The sequence below is a fragment of the Chloroflexota bacterium genome (genome assembly GCA_020161265.1).
Lineage (GTDB): Bacteria > Chloroflexota > Chloroflexia > Chloroflexales > Herpetosiphonaceae > Herpetosiphon.
Window position 1 is genome coordinate 56,331 of record JAIUOC010000003.1, and the last position, 26,073, is coordinate 82,403.

At 50.4% G+C, this 26,073-nt stretch carries 28 protein-coding genes; 15 read left to right on the top strand and 13 right to left on the bottom strand.

Features of this window, described 5'->3' with window-relative positions; genetic code table 11:
• Positions 1-148: 148 nt before the first annotated feature.
• Together LCH85_07450 and LCH85_07455 are read left to right on the top strand one after the other, a co-directional pair.
• A complete protein-coding gene (locus tag LCH85_07450; protein MCA0351817.1) occupies positions 149-1,486 on the top strand; it encodes a cation:proton antiporter in 1,338 nt (445 codons plus the stop codon).
• A gap of 23 nt (positions 1,487-1,509) precedes the next feature.
• Positions 1,510-1,875, top strand: a complete 366-nt coding sequence (locus tag LCH85_07455) for a hypothetical protein (GenBank protein ID MCA0351818.1) — start codon at positions 1,510-1,512, stop codon at positions 1,873-1,875.
• Between the two features lie 123 nt (positions 1,876-1,998).
• On the opposite strand, the gene LCH85_07460 is transcribed toward LCH85_07455, so the two are convergent.
• From LCH85_07460 to LCH85_07480, 5 genes are all read right to left on the bottom strand, one after another.
• Positions 1,999-2,427, bottom strand: coding sequence for an SWIM zinc finger family protein (locus LCH85_07460; protein ID MCA0351819.1), 429 nt, complete (start codon positions 2,425-2,427; stop codon positions 1,999-2,001).
• Between the two features lie 8 nt (positions 2,428-2,435).
• Positions 2,436-2,936: a gluconokinase gene (locus tag LCH85_07465; protein ID MCA0351820.1), complete on the bottom strand. Its 501-nt coding sequence runs from the start codon at positions 2,934-2,936 to the stop codon at positions 2,436-2,438.
• Positions 2,937-3,008: 72 nt separating this feature from the next.
• Complete coding sequence (locus LCH85_07470; protein ID MCA0351821.1) at positions 3,009-3,938, bottom strand: hypothetical protein; 930 nt, start codon at positions 3,936-3,938, stop codon at positions 3,009-3,011.
• Positions 3,935-4,471 (bottom strand): hypothetical protein, encoded by a 537-nt coding sequence (locus tag LCH85_07475; protein MCA0351822.1) that lies wholly within the window; start codon positions 4,469-4,471, stop codon positions 3,935-3,937. Before LCH85_07475 ends, LCH85_07470 begins: the two co-directional genes overlap by 4 nt.
• Positions 4,468-5,025, bottom strand: coding sequence for a sigma-70 family RNA polymerase sigma factor (locus LCH85_07480; protein MCA0351823.1), 558 nt, complete (start codon positions 5,023-5,025; stop codon positions 4,468-4,470). The genes LCH85_07475 and LCH85_07480 overlap by 4 nt, the downstream gene beginning before the upstream one ends.
• Before the next feature lie 271 nt (positions 5,026-5,296).
• Between LCH85_07480 and LCH85_07485 the strand changes: the two genes are divergently transcribed.
• The 6 genes from LCH85_07485 (at position 5,297) to LCH85_07510 (ending at position 9,895) form a co-directional block, all read left to right on the top strand.
• Positions 5,297-6,682 (top strand): CpXC domain-containing protein, encoded by a 1,386-nt coding sequence (locus tag LCH85_07485; GenBank protein ID MCA0351824.1) that lies wholly within the window; start codon positions 5,297-5,299, stop codon positions 6,680-6,682.
• A gap of 162 nt (positions 6,683-6,844) precedes the next feature.
• A complete protein-coding gene (locus tag LCH85_07490; protein ID MCA0351825.1) occupies positions 6,845-7,960 on the top strand; it encodes a glycosyltransferase family 9 protein in 1,116 nt (371 codons plus the stop codon).
• A 48-nt stretch (positions 7,961-8,008) separates the two neighbouring features.
• The gene (locus tag LCH85_07495) at positions 8,009-8,209 is read left to right on the top strand and encodes a DUF4177 domain-containing protein (GenBank protein ID MCA0351826.1); all 201 of its coding nucleotides are present in this window, start codon (positions 8,009-8,011) and stop codon (positions 8,207-8,209) included.
• A 59-nt stretch (positions 8,210-8,268) separates the two neighbouring features.
• The gene (locus LCH85_07500; protein MCA0351827.1) at positions 8,269-8,664 is read left to right on the top strand and encodes a hypothetical protein; all 396 of its coding nucleotides are present in this window, start codon (positions 8,269-8,271) and stop codon (positions 8,662-8,664) included.
• 43 nt (positions 8,665-8,707) lie between these two features.
• Positions 8,708-9,313 (top strand): SCO family protein, encoded by a 606-nt coding sequence (locus LCH85_07505; protein ID MCA0351828.1) that lies wholly within the window; start codon positions 8,708-8,710, stop codon positions 9,311-9,313.
• A gap of 18 nt (positions 9,314-9,331) precedes the next feature.
• Entirely contained in the window at positions 9,332-9,895 is a 564-nt protein-coding gene (locus tag LCH85_07510) for a copper chaperone PCu(A)C (protein MCA0351829.1), read from the top strand.
• A gap of 77 nt (positions 9,896-9,972) precedes the next feature.
• Here LCH85_07510 and LCH85_07515 read toward each other — a convergent pair whose 3' ends face one another.
• The 6 genes from LCH85_07515 to LCH85_07540 form a co-directional block, all read right to left on the bottom strand.
• On the bottom strand, positions 9,973-10,884 hold the full coding sequence (locus tag LCH85_07515; GenBank protein ID MCA0351830.1) for an ATP-binding protein: 912 nt from the start codon (positions 10,882-10,884) through the stop codon (positions 9,973-9,975).
• Between the two features lie 157 nt (positions 10,885-11,041).
• Positions 11,042-12,253 carry an AI-2E family transporter gene (locus tag LCH85_07520; protein ID MCA0351831.1) on the bottom strand — a complete coding sequence of 404 codons (1,212 nt, stop codon included), beginning with the start codon at positions 12,251-12,253 and terminating at the stop codon, positions 11,042-11,044.
• Between the two features lie 26 nt (positions 12,254-12,279).
• Entirely contained in the window at positions 12,280-12,543 is a 264-nt protein-coding gene (gene minE, locus LCH85_07525; protein MCA0351832.1) for a cell division topological specificity factor MinE, read from the bottom strand.
• A gap of 45 nt (positions 12,544-12,588) precedes the next feature.
• Positions 12,589-13,389: a septum site-determining protein MinD gene (gene minD, locus LCH85_07530; GenBank protein ID MCA0351833.1), complete on the bottom strand. Its 801-nt coding sequence runs from the start codon at positions 13,387-13,389 to the stop codon at positions 12,589-12,591.
• A 20-nt stretch (positions 13,390-13,409) separates the two neighbouring features.
• Positions 13,410-14,084: a septum site-determining protein MinC gene (minC, locus tag LCH85_07535; GenBank protein ID MCA0351834.1), complete on the bottom strand. Its 675-nt coding sequence runs from the start codon at positions 14,082-14,084 to the stop codon at positions 13,410-13,412.
• Between the two features lie 112 nt (positions 14,085-14,196).
• Positions 14,197-15,291, bottom strand: a complete 1,095-nt coding sequence (locus tag LCH85_07540; protein MCA0351835.1) for a hypothetical protein — start codon at positions 15,289-15,291, stop codon at positions 14,197-14,199.
• A gap of 51 nt (positions 15,292-15,342) precedes the next feature.
• On the opposite strand from LCH85_07540, the gene LCH85_07545 reads away from it, so the two are divergent.
• The 4 genes from LCH85_07545 to LCH85_07560 all read left to right on the top strand — a co-directional run bounded on the left by LCH85_07545 (position 15,343) and on the right by LCH85_07560 (position 17,945).
• Positions 15,343-15,960 (top strand): GNAT family N-acetyltransferase, encoded by a 618-nt coding sequence (locus LCH85_07545; protein ID MCA0351836.1) that lies wholly within the window; start codon positions 15,343-15,345, stop codon positions 15,958-15,960.
• A gap of 14 nt (positions 15,961-15,974) precedes the next feature.
• Positions 15,975-16,520 carry a nucleotidyltransferase gene (locus LCH85_07550; GenBank protein ID MCA0351837.1) on the top strand — a complete coding sequence of 182 codons (546 nt, stop codon included), beginning with the start codon at positions 15,975-15,977 and terminating at the stop codon, positions 16,518-16,520.
• Between the two features lie 72 nt (positions 16,521-16,592).
• Positions 16,593-17,345 (top strand): sortase, encoded by a 753-nt coding sequence (locus tag LCH85_07555; protein MCA0351838.1) that lies wholly within the window; start codon positions 16,593-16,595, stop codon positions 17,343-17,345.
• An 81-nt stretch (positions 17,346-17,426) separates the two neighbouring features.
• Positions 17,427-17,945, top strand: coding sequence for a hypothetical protein (locus tag LCH85_07560; protein ID MCA0351839.1), 519 nt, complete (start codon positions 17,427-17,429; stop codon positions 17,943-17,945).
• A 79-nt stretch (positions 17,946-18,024) separates the two neighbouring features.
• Here the strand turns inward: LCH85_07560 and LCH85_07565 are convergent, their stop codons facing one another.
• Both LCH85_07565 and LCH85_07570 read right to left on the bottom strand, forming a co-directional pair.
• Positions 18,025-19,203, bottom strand: a complete 1,179-nt coding sequence (locus tag LCH85_07565; GenBank protein MCA0351840.1) for a hypothetical protein — start codon at positions 19,201-19,203, stop codon at positions 18,025-18,027.
• A 204-nt stretch (positions 19,204-19,407) separates the two neighbouring features.
• A complete protein-coding gene (locus tag LCH85_07570) occupies positions 19,408-21,087 on the bottom strand; it encodes a methylmalonyl-CoA mutase family protein (GenBank protein ID MCA0351841.1) in 1,680 nt (559 codons plus the stop codon).
• 387 nt (positions 21,088-21,474) lie between these two features.
• On the opposite strand from LCH85_07570, the gene LCH85_07575 reads away from it, so the two are divergent.
• The 3 genes from LCH85_07575 (at position 21,475) to LCH85_07585 (ending at position 25,988) form a co-directional block, all read left to right on the top strand.
• Positions 21,475-23,010 carry a nicotinate phosphoribosyltransferase gene (locus tag LCH85_07575; protein MCA0351842.1) on the top strand — a complete coding sequence of 512 codons (1,536 nt, stop codon included), beginning with the start codon at positions 21,475-21,477 and terminating at the stop codon, positions 23,008-23,010.
• A gap of 257 nt (positions 23,011-23,267) precedes the next feature.
• Positions 23,268-24,113 (top strand): carboxylating nicotinate-nucleotide diphosphorylase, encoded by an 846-nt coding sequence (gene nadC, locus LCH85_07580; GenBank protein ID MCA0351843.1) that lies wholly within the window; start codon positions 23,268-23,270, stop codon positions 24,111-24,113.
• A gap of 114 nt (positions 24,114-24,227) precedes the next feature.
• Entirely contained in the window at positions 24,228-25,988 is a 1,761-nt protein-coding gene (locus LCH85_07585; protein MCA0351844.1) for a cellulase family glycosylhydrolase, read from the top strand.
• The last annotated feature ends 85 nt before the right edge of the window (positions 25,989-26,073 follow it).

Sequence of the window (26,073 nt, forward strand, 5' to 3'; positions counted from 1 at the left end):
AGGCCCATGCCCAAATGAATACTGTCTCGTAGCCGAGGCAACCATGGTGGAGTCAGTCGCAGTAATGCGGCTTTTTTAGTTTAGTTTTGGTTGATTTGACGGATATAGCAGGGTATAGCCGCAAGCACGACCAAATTAGGAGGAGCGTATGTCGCTGGTCTTGGTTCAATCCAACGTCGCCCCTTCGCCTGCCGCCGCTGCTGGAGGCGATGGAATGTCGCCGCTGTTGCAGTTGGTGTTGGCTTTGGCCGTTTTGATCGCCGCTGCCAAAATTGGTGGGCTTGTGAGCACCAAGCTCAAACAACCTGCCGTTTTAGGCGAGCTTTTAGTGGGGATTTTGCTTGGCCCCAGTGTTTTGGATTTTCTCAACCTAAGCTTTTTCACCAGCACCCACTTACAAGATACGGTTTTTGAGATTGCCGAAATTGGGGTGATTTTCTTGATGTTTGTGGCTGGGCTTGAGGTTAAATTGCCCGATCTGCTGGCGGCGGGCAAGGTCTCGACGATCGCTGGAGTGTTGGGGGTCATCATCCCATTGCTTGGTGGTTTTGCCCTCGCATGGTTCTGGCCGAATAACTATTCATTCACCAAAAGCCTGTTTATTGGCATTTTGCTGACCGCTACCAGCGTTTCGATTTCGGCCCAAACCTTGCTTGAATTGGGCAAATTGCGTTCACGGGTTGGGCTATCGTTGTTGGGCGCGGCGATTGTCGATGATGTGTTGGTAATTGTCTTGCTTTCGACCTTTGTGGCCTTGACGGCGAGCAGCGGCGGCGGGGTTATGACAGTGCTGAGCATTGTCGGCGTGATGCTGCTGTATTTCGTGGTGATGAGCATTTTTGGGCTACGCGCTTTGCCATGGATTATTCGTAAAGCTGCTAAATTGCCGATTAGTCAACCGTTGGTGAGCACGGCGCTGGTGTTGGTACTGTTTGCCTCGTGGAGCGCCGAAGCCTTGGGTGGGGTGGCGGCGATTACTGGGGCATTTTTGATGGGCGTATTTTTGGGCCGCACGCCCTATCACAACCGGATTGAAGATGGCGTGCAAACCTTGACCTATGCCTTCTTTGTGCCAATCTTCTTTGCGAGCATCGGCTTGCATGCCAATATTTTCTCGTTGCCAAGCGATTTGGTGGCCTTCGCCGCTGTGCTGTGTGTGATTGCAGTGGTTACTAAGATTGTAGGCTGTGGGCTGGGGGCAAAAATTGGCGGCATGAACAATAAAGAATCGCTGCAAGTTGGTTTGGGCATGATTTCGCGGGGCGAAGTTGGCTTGATTGTGGCTAGTGTTGGGATTCGTCAAGGCATTATTGGCGAAGATGTGTTTGCCATGACCGTGCTGATGGTGCTTGTAACCACCTTGGTCACTCCCTTATTATTACGCTGGTCGTTTGGCAATGAACAAACACCCAAAGATCAAGAAAAGCCCAAATCTGAAAAACCCGTGCTAAAACCTGCCCATGCTGGCGAAGAAGCAGGCCATTAATTGGCTTTACAAAGGAGTAAATGATGAATCAACCACAAGTCGAATCGTTAATGTTTATTTTGAATGATGTTGATCTATTAAATGAAGTATTGCGCGTCTGGGAAGAACATGGCGTGCGCGGCGTGACGGTGTTGCGCAGCACTGGCCTTGGGCGAATTGGCAATGCGTTGTATCGCGATGATGCGCCCTTATTTCCCTCGCTACGTGAATTACTCGAAGATGATGAAATGCATCATTTTACGCTGTTGACCGTGGTGCAAAGTAGCCAAGTTGAGCAATTGGTCGCAGTGACCGAGCAAATCACTGGCTCGCTCAACAATCCCAATACTGGCTTGATTTTTACCATGCCAATTAATCGGGTTTTTGGTGGAACCCGTAATTTCGAGTAAGGGCTAGTTAGGGGCCAGGATTCAGGGGCTAGGGGTCAGGAAGTTGGCTTATTCATAAGCTCGTCTAAAACGGGGCGATTGAAACCCAAGCCTAATCCCTAACCCCTGAATCCTAACCCCTCGTTAAAACCCCAACCGCTCGATGTGTTGTTCGACCAAAGTGGTGATTTCGGGGTGCTGCTCGGCTACATCAAGCAACAAACTACGAATTTGGCTATCATCAAGTTCATCGAGGGTCGCACGAATTGGCGGGCGCTGAACAACTTGTTCGGGGCAATACAGCAGAAACAGCAGCACTGCAACGCTATGTTTGCAGATCGGGCCATAATCATAGGGGCAGGTGCATTGGGTTGAAAGTTGCTCGGCAGTTTGAGCGTGCACCGCAACATCATAGAGATAATCTTCGCTGCCACACACCACGGCCTGAATCACATTGCCGCGTTGCAGCACTGATTCAACCATGCCACTTTCGAAGTATTCTAAGCCGCGTTCAAAACTACGTTCGCCAGCCATCGCCTGAATTTGCGCATCAGAAATCACTGGAAAATCCATAACCACCTCTAGCTGGTAGGAGTTGTTAAATCGAGCATCCATTGTTGAATACTCTCAACCAGCGTTTTAGGTTCAGTATCGACCGTCAAGGTTAGGGCATTACTGGGCATTTCCAAGGTTGCCAATTGGCTTGTTAGCAGGCTGCTTGGCATAAAATGATTACTGCGCTGTTGCAAACGCTCTTGAATTAATGTGGGATCACCGACCAAATGCACAAAATGCACCTGTTGATCGACTGCTAAATAATTGCGATATTCGGCGCGTAAGGCCGAGCATGCCAAGACTAAACTGCGATTTTGGGCCAAGGCGGCGCTAATCTGTTCGCGCACTAAGGCTAGCCAAGGCCAGCGATCAGCATCGGTTAATGGCTGACCGTTGGCCATTTTTTGGCGATTGGCCTCAGGATGTAAATCGTCAGCATCGATAAATTGCCAGCCTTGGGTCGTTGCCAATAATTGGCCAACCGTGGTTTTGCCCACTCCACTCACGCCCATAACCACAATCACCATAACAACTCCATTTAAATCAAAAAGAGAGAGTTGGTGGTTGCCAACTCCCTCGAATGCGAATCTGCGGTAGCTTTAGAACTGGAGGCTATGGCGTTGAACCACGGTGGCGCGAAGCAGGAACATCCCGCCGATGCCAACCCCAGCGCTAAGGTAAAACCAGATAAAGGCCGCTGGTAAGCTGATTGCGGCCAAACCGACTGAAGGCAAAACCACAACCAAGCTACCAACCAAGACGGCGGCTGGCCCTTGCAAATTGAGTCGTTGGCCAATTACCATGGCGATTGCGGCTAAGCCAATCAAGTATGGCACTTGGGCAATCAACAAGATCACTGGCAAAACAGCCAAGCCAATCAGCGAGAAGACCAAGAGCAGGGCGACAATCCCAACAACCGCCACCGAGAGCACTGACCACATCAAGCCCAAGCCCAAAGCACGTTGGCTGGCTAAGCGAATAATTTGAGCACCGCTGGCAACCGAGCGTGGCCAAATCAAGCTGAGCAAGGTTGCAATAATTGTGGCCAAAATTGCCAAAACTACTGCTAGAATCACGCGGGTTGTGGTAGTTAGGGTTTGATTGCCCTCAATCGGCAAGAGCGCAGTTGCGCCACTATCGCTGACATTACCATTGAATATAGCCCCAACTTGGGCGATATCAGCGCCTTGTTGCAACTGAACCTCGCCTGTGGCGGCCATCACATTGCCTTGAGCAATTGAATCGGCTTCGAAGGTTACATTGCCAAACAAACTGACTACATCGCCTTCGACTGAGCCACGCACAATAATCGAGCCAGTGACTGAAGTGACATCGCCTTCAACCACCCCATCGATTATGATAGGCTGGCTGATGGTCGCAACGTCGCCACTTTCGGTTGAGCCAGCCCGAACCACCAAAGCATCGCCATCGGTTCGCAGAGCTTGAGCAAAGACTAAAGAAGGTGAGGCGATAATAATTAAGGCTAGAATAACCCAGCCAAATAACAAGGCTCGTGGATTGCGGTTCATCGTTCTACCTCCACAAGCAGCGCCGGTGAAGGGGTCAACAAACGTCGCCAGATCATCAGTGCTGCACCTGCAAGCACAAGAACACCAAGGAGCAAGGGAATGCCAACCAAACCAAGCGTGGCGGCCATAGGCTTACCAGCCAGCGTCAAGGCCAAAACCCCTCGTCCAGCGGTTGAATCAACTCCACCAAAAGTTGTGGCAGGCAACGAGCTATCAAACAAGACCCCATAACCGCCCCACAGGACGATTAATGTGACGAAGCCCAGAACCACACCCCACAGCACACGTTGACGTAAGGCACGGCTACGGGCTTGAGTTGCGGCAAGCGCAGGAGTCGCAGGTAATTTTGCCATCAGGCTGGCGGCAAAATTTGGCGGTGGAATAGCCGATTTAGGGGCGGCTAAGGCGGCGGGCAATTGCCCAAGTTCATCGAGGCACATTGGGCACTCCTGTACATGGCGAGAAATGGTTTGTTGATCGTCAGGGTCATCTGGTTGCTGAGCGCGTAGCTCGCGAATTGAACGGCATGTCATAGCTCTGCTCCTTGTTTATCCAACGCGGCAGCCACCATGTTGCGAGCACGATGCAGCCGAGTTTTAACCGCACTTTCTGATAGCCCCGTAATATTTTCGATCTCCTGATATGAGAGATCATTCCAATAGCGTAGCACTGCCACCAGCCGATAATGATCGGGCAGAGTAGCCAAGGCACGTTGGACGGCATCGCGCAACTCACTACGCAATGCTGAACGTTCAGGACCATCATCGGTACTTGGTAGGGCAAATGCCAAATCATCAAGTGGCACTATCGGTCGCCGTCGGCGTAAGCGGTCAATGCAGTAATTCGATGCGACTGAAAAGAGCCATGTAGAAAACTTGCGGCTTTGATCGAACGTTTCAAGCTTGGTATAGGCCCGGATGAAAATTTCTTGAGCGGCATCTTCGGCCTCGTGGCCATCGTGCAACATCCGGTAGGCCAAGTTGAAAATTGGCCCTTGATACAGCTCGACAATCCGTTGAAATGCAATTTGGTCGCCACGAATTGTCGCCCGCACCAGCGTCAATTCTTCACTATTGATCTCTGTCACGCGATTCTACCTCGCACCACTATACTCGGTACGCGCTGAGCAAGGGTAATGTTTCATAGTCGAGAGGGGATTGTTGTTTCCCATCGGTGTGATACAAGCTATGGTACCTAAGGATGGCCTAAATGGCAAAATTGGCTTCTACTACTAGAAGTTTGATGATTTTTTGGGCAATCAATCATGTGAATCCAATAGCTCACTAATAGTATTCTGCGAGAACCTCGCGTATAATGCACAGTGGCTTTTAATCGTGTTCGTTGAAAGGAACTGTCCGATGACCAATCCACCACAAGGGCTGGAAGAAACCACCCAAGGTGGCCCGCAGCGGCCTGTCGTGCCGCCACAGCGGGTTCAAATTCGCTGTCAAAATTGCCAAACGCCGTTTGTGGTGGCACTTTGGACATACGTCGATGTTGGGGTGCAGCCTGAATTAAAAGGTGCGATGCTTTCAGGTCAATTAAATGTTGCAGTTTGCCCTAGCTGTGGCGCTGGCGGCATGCTGGCCTCACCCTTGATCTACCATGATCCTGAAAAGAAGTTTTTCTGGACGCTCTTTCCACAAGAATTGAATTTGCCAACCGAGGAGCAAGAACGCTTTGTTGGCGAGGCTTCGAAAGTGGCCATGCAATTGTTGCCACCCGATGCGCCACGTGGCTATTTGCTGACTCCCCGCCGTTTCATCACCATGCAAACCATGCTCGAAACCTTGTTGGAAAGTGAAGGCATTACCAAAGAGGTCATGCAAGCGCAACGCCAACGGGTCGAGTTGCTAAGCCAATTGGCCGAAGCACTCGAAGCTGATCGAGCCGAGAATTTACTCGATTCAGATCAAGGTAAATTGGCTCAAGTGGTGGCTGACAACAAGGCTGCACTTGATGGCGAGTTTTTCCTCACGCTCAATTCCTATATCGAAGCTGCCTTGCAACAAGGCCGCGAAGATAGCGCCGAAATGATCGGCGAGTTGAGCCAACGAGTGATGCAGTTGAGTGGCTTTGATCCAGTGGCTGCCGGTTTGCAAGAGCCAGCCGTCGAAGATGTGGTTGCCGCTTTGCGCGATGCCGATGATGCCAGCCTCGAAGATGTGATTAGCAATTATCGACCGTTGATCGATGATGAAACCTTCGAAGCTTGGGATGCCCAAATTGCTGCCTTGCCCGAAGCAGAACAAGCTGCGGCTCAAGCGCGACGCGACCATATTTACTCAACGTTGGAGCGTATGGATGCTGAAGCCCAAGCTATTTTTGAAAAAGCTAATGGCTTGTTGCGCGATGCTTTGCAAGCTGAAGATCCACGGGCTTTGTTAGTTGAGCGCCATAAAGAGTTAAGCGAAGCCTTTTTCGTGGTAATCGATGCCAACTTGAATGCAGCGATGCGTACCAATCAGCAAATTATTGCCGAGCAATTGATGCTGTTGCGCCAAACTGCTGCCGAAGTGTTGCAAGAGGCCATGACTCCCCAAGAACGCTTGATCAATCAATTGTTGAGCGCTGAAACTGCTGGCGATGCTACCAAGTTGCTGCGCAAAAATATGGCTTTGGTCAACGGTGATTTTGTTAAGGAAGTCAACGAATTGGCCGAGCAAATGGAAAAAGCTGGGCGTAAGGAAGTCGTCGAGCGGCTCCGCCAGGTTGCCCGCGAATCGGCGAGTCTCCTATTTTAAAGGATGAAGGATGAGGGATAAATTATGAATAGATTGATCCCTCATCCTTCAATTTTCCAAATAAAAATGGCGTATCTTGGGAATTTTTGATGTTGTGATGCTGGTTTTCATCCCTCATCCCTCATCCTTCATCCTTCTATGAAAGCTTTACTACGTTCGACAATGGTTCGAGGGTTGGCGCTGGCATTGGCTGGTTTTATCCGTTCAGCGCCAGCCCAACCTCAACGAATTTTGGTGATCAAGCCTGATCATTTGGGCGATGTGTTGTTGTTGACCCCAGCCTTACGAGCCTTGCGCCAAAACCAACCGCAAGCCCAGATCAGCGTTTTGGTTGGTTCATGGGCTACCCGCCTCTTGGCCGATAATCCTGATCTTGATGCGATTGAAACCTGTGAGTTTCCTGGCTTTGTGCGTGGTGCGCAGCCCTCGGCCTTGGCTCCTTATCGCTTGCTTTGGCGCGAAGCTGCCCGTTTACGCAGCATGAATTTTGATACAGCCTTGCTTGCCCGTGATGACCACTGGTGGGGCGGCTTGTTGGCGCTTGGAGCTGGCTGTGGCCGCCGAATTGGTTTTGCCCATCCCTTGGTTGCGTCAACATTAACCAACGCTCTCGCTTGGAATCCAAATGCCCATGTTACTCAGCAAGCCTTGGATTTGGTGGCAGCACTCGGTTCTGAGCAACCGCAAACCCAAACGCTGCGTTTTGTGCCAAGTGCCGCTGAGCATGCTTGGGCCGAGGCTTGGCTAGCACAGCATCAGATTCAAAAACCATTGGTGGCAATTCAGGCTGGCAGTGGCGGCGCAGCCAAATTATGGCCGGCTGACCGTTGGGCACAGGTCGCTAAGCAATTGGCAAATCAAGCTCAAATTGTATTAACTGGTGGTCCAGCCGATGCTGCTGATGTAGCAGCAATTAGCCAACAGTTGCAAATTCCTCATCTGAATGCAGTTGGTCAGGCCAATTTGGGCCAATTGGCGGCTTTGTTTGGGCGTTGCGCTTTGGTGTTGGGCGTGGATAACGGCCCCTTGCATTTGGCCGTAAGTCAATTAACCCCAACCATTCATCTATTTGGGCCAGGCGATCGACGACGCTTTGGGCCTTGGGGCGACCCAACCCGCCACGTTGTGATTGATGCAGACTTAGCCTGCTCGCCATGCGGCGTGTTGACCCATTGTCCACGCCAAACTAAACCCAGCGAGTGCATGACCGCAATTTCGGTGCAACAGGTGATCGGTCACGCCAAACGTCTACTTGATCAGGCTGGAACCTCGATTTAGCAGGCTACGTATCAGCAGCACAATTAATTTGTTTTGAGGAAAAGCGTTATGCAACAGTGGGAATATCATGTTGAGCTTGTCGATATTAGTGGTTTTTGGAGTCCAAATGTAGACCCAAGCATTATTAGTCGTATGTTCAACAAAGCTGGCAGTGATGGCTGGGAAATTGTAGCGATTGTTGACATAAATAGCGGTCATGGTCAAAGCTCGCGCTTACTAGTAACCTTCAAGCGTCCACGTCCAGCCTAGCAATAATCGGTTTAATGCCTGATTTGAAGCCATGCAGGCTATGGTATAGTAGCGCCATCATGAGCGCATTCAAGCATCAGCCAACGCGGCATTGGCCTCGGCATATTCAAGCAGTCAGTTGGATTATTTTGATTCAACTGGCTTTGTTTTGCCCAATGGCCTGTATTGCCCATTGTTGGTGGTGGAGTATGCCAAGCCATTCGGCTGGCGCAGCGCAGCATAGTGCCACGATGTTGGTGTGTGAATTGCATGCTGAACATAGCGATTCTGCGCCGCAGCCAATTCCCCCCTTGCCTGCTGGCTTGGCCGCTTTTTACCCAATGGTCTTGATATTCTTGGCTGGTTGGGTGCTTGCTTCGCATGGATGGCGAGGTTTTGCCCAACAGCATGCGCTTTGGTCAACCTATCATCCCCAAATTATCACGCCCCCGCCACGAATGAGCGCATTCGGCTAAATTTTTATCCCAATTACGATTAAATTGCATAAGGATGGGTGCCATGAAATACGCTCATTGGCTTTTTGGCTGTGTGCTGCTAGGGCTTGTCTTGAGTTTAAGCAGTTGTGGCACAGCCAGCTATCAGATTATTCGGCCAATTGACAACCCAACAGCAGCGCCAGATTTTACCTTGATTGATCAGCATGGTGCCGATTTTCACCTCGCTGAGCAACGTGGCAAAATTGTAATTCTCTTTTTTGGCTTTACTGCCTGCCCCGATGTTTGCCCATTGGCTTTAGGGCTTTCGTCACAGGCTCGCAAAAAACTTGCAGATGATGCCGATAAGATTCAAATTGCCTTTGTAACGGTCGATCCAGAGCGCGATAATCCCGCGACAATCGATCGCTATGTTTCGCTGTTCGATTCAACGATTTTGGGCTTGAACGGTGAAACTGAAGTGGTTGAGGCGGTCAAAAAGGCCTATGGCGTGCATGCCGAGCGGCGCGAATTGCCTGATTCGGCCTTGCAATACACCATCGACCATACCGCTGGCTTATATATCATCGATCAACAAGGACGCTGGTTTGCCATGGCCAACCACGATGTTGATCCAACACTTTTAGCAACTGATCTTGAGACGATGTTGCAATACATCGATGTTGAATAATTCTAGGAGCATCTTTCAATGAAACGTTTAATGCTTGGTTTATTGGTCTTGATCTTGGCTGCTTGTGGTTCGGAAACCACCTCAACGACCGCTCCTAGCACGAGCAATGGTGCTGCGAATACGCTTGGTTCATTAACAATTGAAGGTTCATTTGCCCGCCCAGCCTTTGCTGCTGCCACGATTATGCAAACCCCAACCATGGCAACCACGCCAGTTAGCCCAACGATGGGTGGTGGTATGAGTGGTGGCAGTGCCATGATGGGTAGCAATAGCGCCGCTTATATGACGATTCGCAATAGTGGCGCTGCTGATAACTTAATTTCGGCCTCAACCGATGTTGCAGGCAAAGTTGAGTTGCATACCGTTGTGGCCGATGGTGATGTGATGCGCATGGAACAGGTCGAAAAAATCGAAGTGCCAGCCAATGGCGAAGCACTCTTGAAACCAGGCGGTTTCCATGTGATGTTGTTGGAAGTCAAGCAAGATCTCAAGGTTGGCGATACGATTGATTTGAGCTTAACCTTTGAAAAAGCTGGCACGATTACGCTCAAAGTGCCGGTGCAAATGCCCAGTGCGCAATAAAGAGCATAGAACATAGAGCATAGAGCCAATCCCTCGTCTAGTTGCTTGCTGGACGAGGGATGTTGATTTTAGCCATTTTAGGCGGCCATGGCTTGGTCGTTTGGGGCTTGACGCACCTGTTCGGCAGCACTGATCCAGCCTTCGATTGTGCTGGGTTTTTTATCTTTGCGGCCAAGATAGCGCTGAACGGCGTTCCAATTGTTGCCGCCAACGACTGAGGCATAGCGGGCAAAGAAACGCCGTTCGGCTTCGCTAGCATCGACAGGGCGGCCAGTGCGCTCGGAACTATTGCCAAAAGCCTCGTCAAGTGCTAGTTCGGGGTAGAGTGTAGCTAGTTTGGCGGGATAATTTGCGCCTAATTTGAGATGCAAAGGCCGTGGTGGCTTGATAATTGGCCGCATCTGGCGTTGATCACCATCGCGCTCGACGAGGATAATCGCGTCGGCCTCGTAGGTAATATGTTCGTCGGCTAGCACCCGCAAGCCCACATCGGCATGATTACGGTCTTCGCTTTGTTCGCTATATTGTTTGGCCAAGTGGCCGATGATAATCACATGAAAGCCATGTTGTTTTAGCTCGGTTAAGCCAGTATAAATTGCTTGCAGGTTGCGATTGAAGGAGGCATATTCATCAAACTCTATTTGGGTTTTGCGGTCGGTTTCAGCGCCAGCCCGTTGTTGTGCATGGGCCCGCATCGCTTGCAGCACCTTAGAAACTGAATCGAGCACCACCGTATCGCCACTTTTGCCAAGCCGTTGAATCTCTTGCATAGCTGCCAAAAGTTGTTGCAGCGAGAGCGTTTGCACCGCTTGAATCGATTTATGGACTCCAGGTTTGCCCAAAAGATTCTTGGCAGCACCCTCGGTATCCAAGATCCAGACCGTGCCACTGCGGCGGGTGCTGGCGGCTAAGTGCGATTTGCCTGCGCCTGCTTGCCCTGTCAAAATAAATAAACTGCCTGTTTCAAGTTGGTCTAGCGACTGAAACATTGTGCGATTCCTTTCATGAACTCGGTTACCCATAGCCATTGCTGGCCCGTATCCGTCAATCTACATAAAAAATATAGAACAAATGTTTCAAAGTGTCAAGCCTAAAAAAGCCACAGGTTGGGGCCTGTGGCTTAAATCGTTGGCGAAATCTTTAGTTTTAAGGCTTGAGATCGCTGCCTTCAACCTGTTTTTTGGCTTCGCGGCGGTTGCGCCGACTTTCGCGACGCTCAGCAACTGTATGGTTTTCAAGCAATTTGCCCTCTTGCTCGACCAAATCGGCCTGCGGGTTGGGTGAATCGACAAGCTTGCCATGCAGATATGAAAGAATGATGCGGGCAACTGCGGCAATTGGGATCGATATGAGCAAGCCTAAGCCGCCGGCTACCGCTCCCCCCGCCAAAATTGCAAAGATCACAAAGACCGGATGCACATTGACGATGTGGCCGACCAAATTTGGAATAATAAAGTGATCTTCGAATTGGCGCAGGGCAAAATAGACGGCAATAATTACCAACGCTAATACCCAAGGCTCCCAGCCAAACGGGGTTGTGCCTTGGAAAAAGCCTACCAAAGCGGCGATGGCGGTGGCCATGTACGGCCCGATGATTGGGATAATTTCCAAGAAGCCAGTGGCGATGGCAATAATCAAGGCATATTTGACTTGTAAAATTGAGAGGGCAATAAAACTCAGCACCGACATGATGATAATCAGTAAAAACTGACCGCGAATGTAGGCTGAGAGCACCCGATCGATCGAGCTAACCAATTGACGAATTTCATCACGATGGCGTTCGGGAATCAAGCGATAGAAGTTGTTGGGAATAGTTTCGGCTTGGAGTAGTAAGTAGAAGGTTACGACGAAGTAGACTAGGGTCAAAATAAAGCCTTCGGCCAGCCCAAACAGAAATTTAGGGGCGGCACCAGGCAAATCTTTAGCAAACGCCGCAATTGCTCCCGATATTTCACGCTCAGCTTCACGCAGATTAATCAATTCGACTCCACGAATCGTCAATGATTCATGTTTTTCAACATACTTTTTGGCCTCTTCAAGCCAAGTTGGAATAGCCTGAGCAAGGTCATTAATCTGGGTGGTAATAATTGGGACGACGTTACTCACCAGCAAAGTTAACAGCGCAGACCCGATGATGTAGAGCACAATTACCCACCAAAAACGGGGTGTTTTGGTACGCCGTTGCATCCAGGTAACAACTGGATTAAAAATATAGGCCGTGATGATCGCCCAAACAAAGGGGATCATAATATGCCAAGCTTGGTTGACCAAGTATAGGCTAATAATAACAATCGAAAGGACTGTTACAAACTTTGCGCGAGGTGAGAAACGAATCGGACTAGTTGGCTGAACGTGCATAACATCTCCTCCACATGGCCAGTGCGTTATTGTTGACGCGAGCGACCAAGGGGAATATCGGCCTTGAGGTGGTCGGCAGCTTCGCCACGGGTCAAGGTTACTTCAATGGCCTCTGGATTGGTTACTTCAACGTAACGCTCGATCACGGCAATAATTTCACGTTTCATCTCTTCCATATCGTGGGGCGTGAGATGCACGCGATCATGAACTAAAACCGTCAATAAACGCTCTTTTGCAACCGACGAACTGTTCTGTTGCTTGCGACCAAAAAGATTATCTAAAAGACCCATAGATCCGCTCCATGTGGAAGATAAAGTTGGCTCAACCGCGCCATTTTAGCGGCGGGTACGAAACATATTGACCAATTGTGCCCATAAGCCTTGTTTTTCATCAAGCACAAGGAAGGGAATATCGTGGCCGAGTAAACGATTGGCGATATTATTATAGGCCTTACCTGCCATCGATTCACGATCAAGCACCGCAACTTCGCCGCGGTTGGTTGAAACTACAATGCTTTCATCGTCTGGCACAATTCCAACGAGGTCGATTGCCAAAATTTCTACCACATCGGGCGTATCCATCATGTCGCCGCGAGCAACCATCCGCGCTTTAATTCGGTTAATAATGAGCTTTGGATTGCTTTTTTCATACGCTTCGACCAACCCTACAATTCGGTCGGCATCGCGCACGGCAGACATTTCAGGTGTTGTGACGATCAAAATGTGGTCGGCGGGTGCAATTGCATTTTTAAAGCCACCCTCGATCCCAGCGGGCGAGTCGATCAGAATAAAATCGAATTCGCGGCGCAGCTCGTTGCAAAGGGCGATCATATCGTCAGGCGTTACCGCATCTTTATCGCGGGTTTGGGCTGCTGGCAACAAGAACAAATTATCAGGAAAGCGCTTATCTTTAATCAGCGCTTGGCGTGTGCGGCAGCGGCCTTCGACCACATCGACCAAATCATAGACGATCCGATTTTCGAGGCCCATCACCACATCGAGATTGCGCAAACCGATATCAGCATCAATTGCAACAACCCGTTGGCCTTGCATTGCTAACGATGTGGCGAGATTGGCGGTGGTGGTGGTTTTGCCAACCCCCCCTTTACCAGAGGTGATTGTGATTACTTGTGCCATACATGATCCTCAAAGACCCACTAGCGGCGTGGGGCATCCCATGGTACTACTACAATGTTGTCGCCATCAAGGCTGGCTTGTTCAGGGCCAGTTGGGCGATGATTATCAGGTGTGCGGGCAAGGTTATCGGCGATCCGCAAGAGGGTTGGGCGCAATTCGAGCGCACAGACAATTGCCTGTTGATTGCCGCCAACACCTGCATGGACGGAGCCGCGTAAGCGCCCCCAAATGATGACACTGCCGTGAGCACTAATTTCGGCTCCTGCATTGACATCACCGACCACAACGATATGGCCTTGATGCCGAATTGCTTGGCCGGAACGCACGGTGCGCCATAAAAATAAGCCTTCGCCTTGCACGACGGGTGGAGGAGTAGACCGTAGGCTGTCGGGATGGCGGGTTTCTACGCCAGCCTGCCGACCAGTAGTCCGATTGGTTGGTGCGATGGTAATTAATGCGGCTGGCTCAATATCATGTTCAGCCATGATCGCCAAGATCGCCTGTAGCTCCACATCGGTGATCGAACGCTCACCAACATCGATCAATAATTTTGCGCCATGATAAAACGATGGCCCTTGGGCTAGTTGCTTGCGCAAGGCTTCAAGGACTTCTTCCCACGCTGCGGTGGGGTGTAAAATCAAGCGCAGCCCGTCACGGCTGCCTTTTAACGTGATGCGCTCTTCCATATCGCGCATTATACCGTTTCCGTCAAGAAAACGAAAATGCTGGTTTTAGGATTCAGGGGCTAGGGTTCAGGGGTCAGATTTGTAGGTACTACGAGTATACATAAAAGCCTTACCCTTTTTTTTACTCAAGCTGAATCTGCCAAATTGCTCCTTGATTGAGCAGCAAAAATTGTGCTTGATCCAATGCTTGCAGATCGTTGGCATAGCGTGGTTCGCCTATAGGGTCATTAATTGGATACACCTGAGTTGGCGACCAATAGACCAGTGTATTGCGATCCAAGGTGCGAACAATAATCCCATCATCAAGCCAAGCCAACGGCTCTACTCCCAAATTAGTCGCCTGAATGGTATTAAGGCTTGGCTCGTAAATCCGAAAATCATCGCCAAGATAATAGGCCAAGGCTCCGCGAGCATTCCAAACCAAACGCGGCGTATTTGTGCCACGTTGGCTTTGATCGAGCAACCGAATTTGGTTACTTGGCAGATCGAAAAGCTGCAATTCCAAAGCGCTTTGATCACGCACTTGCAGCAACAACGCTAATTGATCGCGATTTGGGCTAAGTTGCAAGCTACCAGCTAGCAATTGCCGCTTAGGCAGCCGAATAATCACCTGCTCCTGGGTATTACCACCAACTTGCATAATCCGCAGGTCGTCATCACCTGCTGCGTAATACAAGGCATTGTTGGTCATCAAGGCCGCTTGAATCAAGCCATTGGTTGAGGTCAGTACTGTAGCCGATTGGCCGCTAAATGGCTCGATCGCTTGGAGCAAATCAGGCTGGGATTGCGAACGCCACAAGAGCAAAGCTCCATCACTTGACCAACCCAAAGCTTGGCCTTGATAACTGCGGCTCAGCGTTATAAAACTCAAGCCTGGTGCATGCAACTCGAATTGTTCGGCAGTGATTGATTGGGTAATGAGCCATTGCTGGCTCGGCGACAATGGGCCAAATTGCGTCCGCACAACATCATTTGCGCTAACTAATAGCCGATCACTCGCACTTATAATCGTGTTAGTACCAACAGTTGGTATTACCAACGGTGTAATGGTTGGTTGGTTGATGCTGGGAGTTGGGCGAGCGGTAGCCAGCGCCAATAGCGTCGGCGTTGGGCGTAAATCCAAGGTCGGAATAACCACAACGGTTGGTTGAGGTTGGGTCAGATCACACCCATACAGCAAACTAATTAGTACCAAAACAATATAGAATCGTTTCATATCACCATGCTATAATAAATGTTGGAAACGGTTATCAGCAACAGGCAGCCTATGACGAATGATACAATCATTGCAACCGCACCACGACTGGTAATTCGTCGCTGGCAACGGGCAGATTATCAAACCATGGATCGTTGGCCACCCTTCACCGAACCACTGAGCAGCATTTGGAACTTGCCCGATCGAGTGACGGTTGGCGGCGATTGGATGAACGATATTCGGCGAACCTATGCGATAGCTCTACGTGATCATACCCTAGTTGGGCGAATTACGTTACGCAATATTGATTCGGCTAGTGGCTCGGCGCGGCTTGGCATCACTATTGGCCCCCAATATGTGAGCCAAGGCTATGGCACTGAGGGCTTGGCCGCGTTTCTGCAAGCATTTTTCACCACCTTAGGCTTTCAAACCATGGTGCTCGATGTGGCCTCAGTCAATGAACGTGCGGTGCGCTGCTATCGCCGGCTTGGCTTTCAATACAATGGTCATCATTGGCGCGATGCTGGCTGGCGTTTTATGCAAACGCTCGATCAAGCTACTCGCGAACGCATCGCCCCCTTTATCAAGGAAGGTCGCCATGGGGTGTGGGTGCAATTTTACGACATGACGCTCGAACGGAGTGATTGGCAAGCGGCTCAACATCGGTCAGTTATCCACGTTAATCAATAAGAAGGAAGCAGTGTATGTCGCTGATTGCAGGAAACTTGGCGGTCGTTCAAAAGCTCCTCGACGGCGCAGCTATGTCGTGGGGCATTTATGGTGGAGCCGCTGCCCACTTCTATGGCAGCCGTCGGCCAATTAATGATATTGATATTATTGTTCCAGCCAATACCCTAGGCGAAATTGCCCGCTTGTTGCAACAAGGCCAAAAGGCTGTGCAATATGATGGCGGACGGATTCTATGGCGTGGGATTATTTTACAAGAAGATCTGACGATTCGGCTAAATGGCAACGTTTATCCATTTGTGCTTGATCCACCGATGATCGAACGGTTGCAACGCAAACCATTGCTTGGCTCACGCGTGCTCTTTTTGGCTCCCGAAGATGTGTTAGTCCATAAATTAATTTTGTATCGTGGGCCTGAGCAACAACGGTTTGATATTGTCGATTGCGAAGGCATTATCAAGCGCCATCAACTCGACCTTGAGTATTTGCGCCAACGCCTGCAAACCAGCAATGCAACTACCATCGTTACGCCACGCATTGCCGATATGGGCGTAACCCTGTAAGTTTTAAGGCATTATGGGCACATTGCCTGTAGTGCCTTTTTAATCGATTGATGCTCCATCTAGTAGCTTATGATGAAAACCACTCAACCAGCCCATCCTATCGCTTGGACGCTCGGCAATCTGCTGCTCTTTTGTGGCATGTATTTGCTGCTGTATGTTGGTGGGATGTACGCCGATGATTTTTATAATCGCTTAGCGGCACGTGGCGATAGTATGCTACCAATTGCTGCGCCAATTATCACCACCCCTGATCCAGCAATAACGACATTTCAAGCCCCCACGCTCAATCAACAAACTGCCAACGATCAACCACCAGCGCTGGTTGCCAGCGACCACTCCACGATCAGCCGGATTCAAATTCCGCGTATCGAGGTTGATCAAAAGGTGATTGAGGTTGGTTGGGAATTGCAAGATGACGTGGCAACATGGCAAGTTGCTAAATATGCAGTTGGTCATCATCAAGGCAGCGCCAACCCCGGCGAACCAAGCAATATTGTGCTAGCTGGCCATGTTGGTGGCTCGGCTCCGGTCTTTGATCGTTTGATCGAGACCCAGCCAGGCGACCAAATTGTGCTCTATAGCAACGGCCAACAATATCTGTATGTGGTGCAATCCAACGAACGGGTGCAAGAAGTTGGCATTTCAGCTGAACAACGCCTAACCAATGCCGCCTATATGGACCCAACCCCCGCTGAAACGATAACCCTGATTACCTGTTGGCCGCCAGCCGGCCCCAACGCCTTTGACCAGCGGATTATTGTTCGAGCCGTGCCCTACACCATCGCCGCCGAGCAACCTGCTGGCAGCAATTGGCAGATGCGCTAAATCGATTGCAACAAATTATTATCCCCTGCCGTCAGATGAACAGCTATTGACAATCTTGGTCATCACAAAGGGGCAATAATTATGACAAAGCGAACTTTAGGCTTGCTGTTGATTGGAGCAGGGATCATTGCACTGTTCAGCAATATAGGTAATGGCTTTTTTGGGCGCGACCGATATGAGTACGATCACGAATGGAACTCAGAAGTGGCCTATGCTGTTTCCCAAGGCGGGGAAGATTTTCACGAAAATATGGCTGATTTTGAGGCCGAAATGAGCGATCTACAAGCTGAAATGCGCGGTGTGCAAAGCGAAATCAACGAGGCTGTTGGCTCAAACTGGCGTGAAAGCGGCGCTGAATTCCGCGAAGAAATGGCCAACTTACGCGAAGAAATGCGCGATGTTCAAGCTGAAATGCGCGATTCCATGCCAGCCGCACCATGGGCCGAGCCACAACCCCACTTCCAATATGAGTATCACCATCGTGATGGTTCACCCTTTGGCTTCTTGCTGTTTCCGCTCTTAATTGGTGGCGGGATCTTCTTATTGGTTCGTCGTCGCCGCATGGTCGTTCGTCGTCACCAAGAAATTCATCACTTCTAAAAAACGTTTTATATAACCAAAAGCCCCTGCAATGACGGTTGCAGGGGCTTTATTGCGCTTAGGAATAGGCTTGGCAAATTTAGCCCAGCACGCGATTGAGATTCGTTTCGAGTTTTTGACGCAAATCGCGGCGTACTTGTTCGCCAGTTGCGGGTGTGGTCAACAATCCAGCCACAATCCCCAAAATAAACGAACGCAAGCCAGTGCGGGCACGCCGACCTTTACGCCCAACCTCAGTGGCAACTTCACCAGTTTTATGAGCTACAGCCTGAGCTGCATGCTGGGTAGTTTCGCCGACTACATTGGCGGCATCTTTGGCACGTTCACCAACGACGGAAGCCGTTTCCTTGGCGCGTTCGCCAACCACATTCGCAGCGTCTTTAGCGCGTTCACCAACGACAGAAGCCGTTTCCTTGGCGCGTTCGCCAACCACCGAAGCTGCGCCAGTAACCGCCGGAATAACGCTGGCACTGACATCTTGGGCTTTGGCGCTGACAGTTTGAGCGACTGAGCGCAAGGTATCGGGAGCGTGCTCACGCGCTTCTTTGGCGCGTTCAGTTGTGGTTGCCAAAAACTCTTGGACAATTCCACTCAAACGTTGAACCAAATCATTAGCTTGATCGCGGGCATCGGCGCTTTTGCTGCTAGCCACATTGACTGCACGATGACGCAAATCATCGGCTTGCTCAAGCACGCTCTCGCTGGTGCTGCTCAAGCGTTCGCGTACCTCGGCCACAATATTTTTGGCTTTATCAGCCAATGTTTCACCTTGATCAAGTGCTTGTTCACGCACATCGGTCAAACGGCTTTTGGTTTGCTCACCCAAATCGCTAGCCCGTTCGCGGCTGGCGGCAGCAACCGCAGCCAAACCAGCAGTAGCCGCACCAAACAGCGCATTGCCTTTATCACGGCCATCAGCAACTTTTTTGCCCAGCTGATTAATGGTTTGGTCTAGTTGTTCGCGGCCAGTTTCCAAGCTAGCGTTTAAGCGTTGATTGGCCTGCTTACCAGCTTTGCGCAGCTTCTTTTGTTCACGTTTCAACTCTTTGCGGGCTTGTTTATTCAGGCTATGCAAATAACTATTGGCATCAGCAGCACGATGTTCAACCTGATCCCGCAGATTTTCGGTCAGCAGGGCAACTTTTTCGCCCAAGGTTTTGGGGTGATTACGGCGACTGCGTGCCCCTAATACACCACCGACAATGCCACCAGCAACTAAGGCAGCGGTTAATAATGATTGTTGTTGTTGATCATTCATCATCAAACTCCTTTGCTCTAGGATTCGAGCAGCTATCTGCCAAACCTATAGCAAACCCTATACCAAGGGAGTTAGAAGTGATGATCCCCGAAGGACACGAAGCGCATGAAGGACGAGGCTATGGGCTACTGGCGTTTGGCGATGGGGAATCATGACAATTCCACAAAACGTTCCGCTAGCCCATAGCCCATAGCCAAAATATTGCTAAACAATCATTACTTCTTGGTAAACCCCAAAGACTTCGCGCAACACATCGCACATTTCGCCTAGGGTGGCATAGGCATTCACCGCCGCCAGAATTGGCTCCATCAGATTGTGCTCACCTTGCGCTGCTTGGCGTAGGTTGTCCATGGCTTCGGCCCAACGAGCTTGATCGCGTTCGTTGCGCACTTTGTTGAGTCGAGCCATATGTTTGTTCTCACCATCAGGGTCCATTTGCAAAATTGGAATTTCAATTGGATCATCGACGGTGTATTTGTTCACTCCCACAAAGCCGCGCTGGCCGCTATCAACTTCTTGTTGGAAGCGATACGATGAATCGGCGATTTGCTGTTGAATCCAGCCTTTTTCCAAGGCCGCTTCCATGCCACCTTGTTCTTCGATTCGGCGGAAGTAATCGAGACACTCGGCTTCCATGCGATTGGTCAAGGCCTCGACAAAGTACGAGCCAGCCAACGGATCAATCGTGTTGGTCACGCCACTTTCTTCAGCAATAATTTGCTGGGTGCGCAAGGCAATGGTCACAGCTTTTTCCGATGGCAAGGCCAGGGCTTCATCCATCGCATCGGTGTGCAACGATTGTGTCCCGCCGATTACCGCAGCCAATGCTTGAATCGCCACCCGCACGATGTTGTTCTCAGGTTGTTGGGCAGTCAGCGAAACACCTGCTGTCTGGGTGTGAAATCGCATCCACCACGAACGGGGATTTTTTGCCCCATAAATATCACGCATCTGGCGTGCCCAAACCCGCCGCGCAGCGCGATACTTGGCAATTTCTTCAAAGAAATCGTTGTGAGCATTGAAGAAATAGGAAATACGCGGCGCAAAATCATCAATATTCAGGCCACGTTTGAGACAAGCCTTGACATACGCTATGCCGTCGCCCAGCGTAAAGGCCAACTCTTGGGCAGCCGTAGATCCAGCCTCGCGAATATGATAGCCACTAACTGAGACTGGATTCCACTTGGGCATATGTTGGGCGGCAAATTCAATTGTATCAACCACCAAGCGCATCGATGGTGCAATCGGGAAGATATATTCGTTCTGGGCGGCATATTCTTTAAGGATGTCGTTTTGGAGCGTGCCACCTAATTTGGCGCGTGAAATGCCGCGCTTTTCCGCCGCCGCAATATACATCGCCCAAATAATTGCGGCTGGCGAGTTAATTGTCATCGAGGTAGTTACTTGATCGAGTGGAATGCCATCGAACAAAATATCCATATCGGCCAATGAGGTGACGGCCACGCCACACTTGCCAAATTCACCCTCGACCAATGGATGATCGGTATCGCGGCCATAGAGCGTCGGCATATCGAAGGCCGTCGAAAGCCCAGTTTGGCCTTGGCTCAGCAGATATTTAAAGCGAGCATTGGTTTCTTCGGCAGTGCCAAACCCCGCAAACATGCGCATCGTCCAGAGCTTGCCACGATAGCCGGTTGGATGAATCCCACGGGTATAGGGAAACTCACCAGGAAAGCTAATATCCTTATGATAATCAGTGTCGGCAAGGTCGAGCGGGGTATACAAGCGCTGAATTGGCTCGCTGGAAATCGTGCTAAATAACGCCGGACGTTCGGGAGTTTTCTGCAGTGTCGGAGCCAGCGTTTCGTCATTCCAGCGCTCTTGCGCCGCCCGCATCTGAGCTAACTGCTCGGGACTAAACATCGTCGTTTCCCCCTTGGGTTATGAAAATTCTCAACGTTCACGCGATATGCTTCCATTGTAGCAAAGAAAATCAGAAGGCAGAAGTCAAAAGTCAAAAGTCAAAATAGAGCTCAGGAGCCAGGGGGCAGAGGTCAGCGATCAGCGTTTAATGCAGAGCGCAGAGTGACCGAAAGGATGAAGGATGAGGGATGACATGTGGGGAGTAGAGGAAGATAATCAAAAAATCTGTGCCAATCTGTGGCTAAAAACCTTCGCGTGCTTCGCGCTTTTCGTGGTTTCAATCCTTCGTGTGCTTCGTGCTCTTTGTGGATCAATTTGCAACGCTTGACAATTAGTGTATTATAGACACTAAGTCAGTTTTTCGATTTATATGAAGGATAGCAATATATGACAACCCGCTTTCAACATGGCATTCTCTTCACTGATCAATATCAATTAACCATGTCGCAGGTATATTATCGCTTGGGTCTGCATGAACGCCCAGCCTTGTTCGACCACTACTTCCGTTCGTATCCCAATTATGGAGCGCATGCGGCGGGTTATGCGGTGGCCGCTGGGATGCAACCCTTGCTCGAATGGATGGATACCGCCCGTTTTGGCGAGGGCGAAATTGCCGCGCTCTCAGCCATGAAAGGCCGCACTGGCCAAGCGTTGTTTAGCAGTGATTTCTTGGGCTGGCTGCGCAAATATGGCGATCTGCGCAATGTGACGATTCGGGCGATTCCCGAGGGGCGCGTGGTGCATCACACCGTACCAATGACGATTGTCGAAGGCCCATTGGTGTTGGCGCAAATTCTCGAAACGCCGTTGTTGAATATGCTCAACTTCAGCACGCTCATCGCTACCAAAGCGGCACGGGTACGCGAGAGCGCTGGCGATGGCCTATTTTTAGAATTTGGCATGCGCCGCGCCCAAGGCTGGGGAGCCAATTTGGCCACTCGGGCAGCCCTCATCGGTGGTGCTGATAGCTCATCAAACGTCGGCGCAGCGCTTGATATGGGTGTACAACCAAGTGGCACCCATGCCCATAGTTTGGTGCAAACTGCCATGGCGTTGGGCATGGGCGAACTAGGCGCGTTCGAAGCCTATGCCGAAGCTTACCCCGACGACACGCTGCTGTTGGTCGATACGATCAATACCTTGGAAAGCGGTGTGCCTAATGCAATCAAGGTATTTGAAAAGCTACGTCGCCAAGGCCACAAACCCGTTGGCATTCGGCTTGATTCGGGCGACTTGGCCTATTTGAGCATTCAGGCCGCCAAAATGCTCAACACTGCCGGATTCCCCGATGTTTCGATTGTGCTTTCCAATAATCTTGATGAATTGGTAATTTGGCAGATTTTGACCCAAATTCGCGCCGAAGCGCCGCGCTATGGCCTTGAAGCCGATGCCGTAATCAAGCGCTTGGTGTTTGGGGTTGGCACACATTTGGTCACGTCGTGGGGCGAGCCAGCTTTGGGCGGTGTGTATAAATTAGTTTCATTGTTTGATCGCGATACATGGAAACCCGCGATTAAGCTCTCGGAGAACCCGCAGAAAACCCCAACGCCAGGGCGCAAAGCAGCATGGCGGGTGTATGATAGCCGTGGGCGAGCTAGCGCCGATGTTTTGACCTTAGATGACGAACATCCACAGCAAAGCGAAGCCTTGAACTTGTATCACCCAACTGATGCGAGCAAACAACGCACCCTGACTCCTGCTGACCACACAATTGAGGCCTTGTATGCGACGGTGCTCGATTCAGGCCGACGAGTTGTTGATGTGCCCGATTTGGCCGAGTTGCGCGAACGGCGGGTGCGCGATTTAGCGCGGCTTGATCCTGGGGTCTTGCGTTTGGTTAATCCCCACATTTACCACGTTTCGCTTAGCCAACGCTTATGGGAATTGAAACAGAACCTGATTAAAGAGATGCGCAAGGGCTAAGCGCGATCAAACGCCTTGAGATTGGCCACGTTAATAATCAACTGGCAAATTTAAGGCTTATTTATGAAAATTTTTAATAAATTTATTATTCGATCAGCCCAAGCGATGCTGCCAAAGAATCCTGCAGGCGACACCATTAACCATGGATTGCTTGCAGGATTCGTGGTCAGTTGGGGCAAATTGATCACCGCAACAAGGATTTTTATGCTATGATTGACAATCGTAACCCAATGTACAAGGACAATGGTGTTTGTGCAATGTACCTTCCTCAAGCAACTCAACGCCTCATCGAATTGGCGTTAGCAGAAGACCTCGATGGTGGCGACTTAACATCACTTGCCACAATTCCGGCTGATTTAGCCGCCAAAGCCCATGTTTTAGTTAAAGATCAGGGTGTACTCGCGGGCATGGACGTTGCAGCGGCGGTTTGCCGTTTGGTAGACTCGGCCTTAGAATGGCAACCAGTGTTAGGCGATGGTTCAGCTGTGGAATATGGCACGATTGTGGCCTACCTCAGTGGGCCAGCTCGCTCAGTGCTGATGGCCGAACGCACCGTACTTAACTTTTTACAGCGGCTTTCGGGCATTGCCAGCAAAACGGCGCTCTATGTCGCCAAAATCGCCGATACCCAAGCCAAACTCGTTGATACGCGCAAAACCACGCCAGGCTGGCGGGCTTTGGAAAAAGCCGCAGTACGGGCAGGTGGTGGCGCAAATCATCGGTTTAATTTGGGCGATGGCGTGCTGATCAAAGACAATCATCTGGCGCTTGGTGGGCATGATATTGTGGGCGCAATTCAGCGGGCACGGGCTGTCGCGCCGCATACCACCAAAATCGAGGTTGAAGTTGAAGATTTGGCGGGGGTACAAGCAGCACTTGAGGCGGGAGCCGATATCATTATGCTCGATAATATGTCGATTGAAGCCATGCGCGAGGCCGTACAGTTAATCGCTGGGCGGGCTTTGGTCGAGGCTTCGGGCGGCATCACGCTTGAGCGAATTCGGGCGGTCGCGGAAACGGGAGTCAATGTAATTTCCTGTGGTGCGATTACCCACTCGGCAACGGCGCTCGACATCAGCTTGGACATTGCAATCAATTCGTAACGTGCTCATCAGTAGGTTATAAGCAATTTATCAGGTTGGCCATGCTACTATTACGCAGTCAGTACTGAGCAATTGCTTACGAACGATTTAGTGCATCGACAAAAGGAGAATGCCATGCGACGACGATGGGTTCGTCTTGGCCTGCTCATGCTTATTGCCATGGGCGTAGTGCTACCTGGAACCAAGGCCGAGGCTACACCGCCGCCGCCCTTAGCCCAGTATTTCCCCGAAACCGGGCAATCAGCGGTCAACTATTTCTGGCAATTTTGGAAGAATACGCCGAATGCCATGCGCGTGTTGGGCTATCCCATTTCCTTGCCATTTATCCAAGAAAGCTTTACCGAGCCTGGTAAATTCTATTTGGTGCAATATTTCGAACGCGCCATCTTAGAAGAACACCCTGAAAACTTCAATCACCCAACCAATGGCAACAAATACTTTGTGCTTGGGCGGTTGCTGGGCAAAGAATTGGCCAAGGGTCGCGAAAATGAGCCAGCCTTCAAGCCAGTGGCTAACCCCAATAATGGTACGGTTTGGTTTCCTGAAACTCAACATACCCTGACCAACACGCCTGGCCCATTTTTGACCTTCTGGCGCAATTATGGTGGTCTCTCGGTGTTTGGCTATCCTTTGTCAGAGCCATTCCAAGAGCTGAACCCTGATACTGGTAAAGTCTATTGGGTGCAATATTTCGAGCGTAATCGTTTCGAATATCATCCCGAAGAAAAACCTGAATTCCAAGTGTTGCTTGGTTTGTTGGGTAAACAATACTATAACGAACATAAGCATGAGCCAAAATTGGCCGTCAAGGAATGGTTTTTCCGCTATCACACCCGCGCCGAAGCCATCCCAGCCGATTTTGTCTATGGCTACAATGTTCAAGCCTTCTACCAAGAACGTGATCGTTTGTATCAATTGGTCAACAATGCCGCCTTTGGTTGGATTCGCCAACAAGCACCTTGGGAAGATCTCCAAGCTGCTGACGGCACAATCTACTGGGGTGAGTTAGATAAAGTTATCAACGACGCGCATGCCAAGGGCATTAAAGTCTTGTTGAGTGTGGTTCGTTCGCCGGAATGGGCTAGCGAAAATGGCACGCACGGCTTGCCATCACGCCGCAACTTCCCCAAATTTGGCGATTTTATGCAGCGCATGGCGCAACGCTATAAAGGCAAAGTCCAAGCTTACGAAATTTGGAACGAGCAAAATTATGCAATTGAAAACGGTGGCGTGGTAGCTCCAGCAGCCTATTATGTGGATATGCTGGAATATGCCTACAAAGGCGTAAAAGCTGCTGACCCTGAAGCAATTGTGGTTTCTGGCTCACCAACCCCAACTGCCACCAATCGCACTGATATTGCAGTTGATGAGTTGATTTACTTTGCCCAAATGTTTGCAATTCCAAAATTCTGGAATAACGTTGACGTAATTGGTGCGCACTTCGGCGGCACTTACAATCCACCAGATACCAAGTGGCCCGATAACCCAGGCCCAGGCCCAGGTTGGCGCGACAACTCGGAATTCTACTGGCGGCGGATTGAAGATGTACGCCAAGTGTTGGTCAATAGTGGCAACGGCGACCGCCAAATTTGGGTAACCGAAATTGGCTGGGCCACTGCCAACACCAGCCCAGGCTTTGAGTACGGTAACTCGAATACGCTCGAAGAACAGGGAGCCTATCTCGAACGAGCAATGTATATGGCTCGCTACGATTACGCTCCATGGGTTGGCGCAATGTTCGTGTGGAACTTAAACTTCGCGGTGACCTCACCCGATGCGCTGCACGAAACTGCTTCATTTGGGGTATTGAACCCTGATTGGAGTCCACGCCCAGCCTATACCCGCTTGCAACAGTTTGCAGCAACCCATAAATAATTAACCGAGGTCGGTTGCAACAACACGAAGATCACGCTCTGAAGCCAGTGTTGTGATCTTCGTGTTGTTGTCTGACGAGGAGTTT

What these genes read in the sequence shown, in the direction of transcription:
- LCH85_07475 (MCA0351822.1), bottom strand. Translation starts at nt 4,471, where the DNA reads ATGACATGCCGTTCAATTCGCGAGCTACGCGCTCAGCAACCAGATGAC.
- LCH85_07490 (MCA0351825.1), top strand. Translation starts at nt 6,845, where the DNA reads ATGGTTCGAGGGTTGGCGCTGGCATTGGCTGGTTTTATCCGTTCAGCG.
- minE (MCA0351832.1), bottom strand. Translation starts at nt 12,543, where the DNA reads ATGGGTCTTTTAGATAATCTTTTTGGTCGCAAGCAACAGAACAGTTCG.
- LCH85_07560 (MCA0351839.1), top strand. Translation starts at nt 17,427, where the DNA reads ATGACAAAGCGAACTTTAGGCTTGCTGTTGATTGGAGCAGGGATCATT.
- LCH85_07545 (MCA0351836.1), top strand. Translation starts at nt 15,343, where the DNA reads ATGACGAATGATACAATCATTGCAACCGCACCACGACTGGTAATTCGT.
- LCH85_07495 (MCA0351826.1), top strand. Translation starts at nt 8,009, where the DNA reads ATGCAACAGTGGGAATATCATGTTGAGCTTGTCGATATTAGTGGTTTT.
- LCH85_07575 (MCA0351842.1), top strand. Translation starts at nt 21,475, where the DNA reads ATGACAACCCGCTTTCAACATGGCATTCTCTTCACTGATCAATATCAA.
- minD (MCA0351833.1), bottom strand. Translation starts at nt 13,389, where the DNA reads ATGGCACAAGTAATCACAATCACCTCTGGTAAAGGGGGGGTTGGCAAA.
- LCH85_07515 (MCA0351830.1), bottom strand. Translation starts at nt 10,884, where the DNA reads ATGTTTCAGTCGCTAGACCAACTTGAAACAGGCAGTTTATTTATTTTG.
- LCH85_07460 (MCA0351819.1), bottom strand. Translation starts at nt 2,427, where the DNA reads ATGGATTTTCCAGTGATTTCTGATGCGCAAATTCAGGCGATGGCTGGC.
- minC (MCA0351834.1), bottom strand. Translation starts at nt 14,084, where the DNA reads ATGCGCGATATGGAAGAGCGCATCACGTTAAAAGGCAGCCGTGACGGG.
- LCH85_07540 (MCA0351835.1), bottom strand. Translation starts at nt 15,291, where the DNA reads ATGAAACGATTCTATATTGTTTTGGTACTAATTAGTTTGCTGTATGGG.
- LCH85_07570 (MCA0351841.1), bottom strand. Translation starts at nt 21,087, where the DNA reads ATGTTTAGTCCCGAGCAGTTAGCTCAGATGCGGGCGGCGCAAGAGCGC.
- LCH85_07500 (MCA0351827.1), top strand. Translation starts at nt 8,269, where the DNA reads ATGAGCGCATTCAAGCATCAGCCAACGCGGCATTGGCCTCGGCATATT.
- LCH85_07555 (MCA0351838.1), top strand. Translation starts at nt 16,593, where the DNA reads ATGAAAACCACTCAACCAGCCCATCCTATCGCTTGGACGCTCGGCAAT.
- LCH85_07455 (MCA0351818.1), top strand. Translation starts at nt 1,510, where the DNA reads ATGAATCAACCACAAGTCGAATCGTTAATGTTTATTTTGAATGATGTT.
- LCH85_07550 (MCA0351837.1), top strand. Translation starts at nt 15,975, where the DNA reads ATGTCGCTGATTGCAGGAAACTTGGCGGTCGTTCAAAAGCTCCTCGAC.
- LCH85_07450 (MCA0351817.1), top strand. Translation starts at nt 149, where the DNA reads ATGTCGCTGGTCTTGGTTCAATCCAACGTCGCCCCTTCGCCTGCCGCC.
- LCH85_07470 (MCA0351821.1), bottom strand. Translation starts at nt 3,938, where the DNA reads ATGAACCGCAATCCACGAGCCTTGTTATTTGGCTGGGTTATTCTAGCC.
- LCH85_07485 (MCA0351824.1), top strand. Translation starts at nt 5,297, where the DNA reads ATGACCAATCCACCACAAGGGCTGGAAGAAACCACCCAAGGTGGCCCG.
- LCH85_07565 (MCA0351840.1), bottom strand. Translation starts at nt 19,203, where the DNA reads ATGAATGATCAACAACAACAATCATTATTAACCGCTGCCTTAGTTGCT.
- LCH85_07505 (MCA0351828.1), top strand. Translation starts at nt 8,708, where the DNA reads ATGAAATACGCTCATTGGCTTTTTGGCTGTGTGCTGCTAGGGCTTGTC.
- LCH85_07520 (MCA0351831.1), bottom strand. Translation starts at nt 12,253, where the DNA reads ATGCACGTTCAGCCAACTAGTCCGATTCGTTTCTCACCTCGCGCAAAG.
- nadC (MCA0351843.1), top strand. Translation starts at nt 23,268, where the DNA reads ATGTACCTTCCTCAAGCAACTCAACGCCTCATCGAATTGGCGTTAGCA.
- LCH85_07465 (MCA0351820.1), bottom strand. Translation starts at nt 2,936, where the DNA reads ATGGTGATTGTGGTTATGGGCGTGAGTGGAGTGGGCAAAACCACGGTT.
- LCH85_07585 (MCA0351844.1), top strand. Translation starts at nt 24,228, where the DNA reads ATGCGACGACGATGGGTTCGTCTTGGCCTGCTCATGCTTATTGCCATG.
- LCH85_07510 (MCA0351829.1), top strand. Translation starts at nt 9,332, where the DNA reads ATGAAACGTTTAATGCTTGGTTTATTGGTCTTGATCTTGGCTGCTTGT.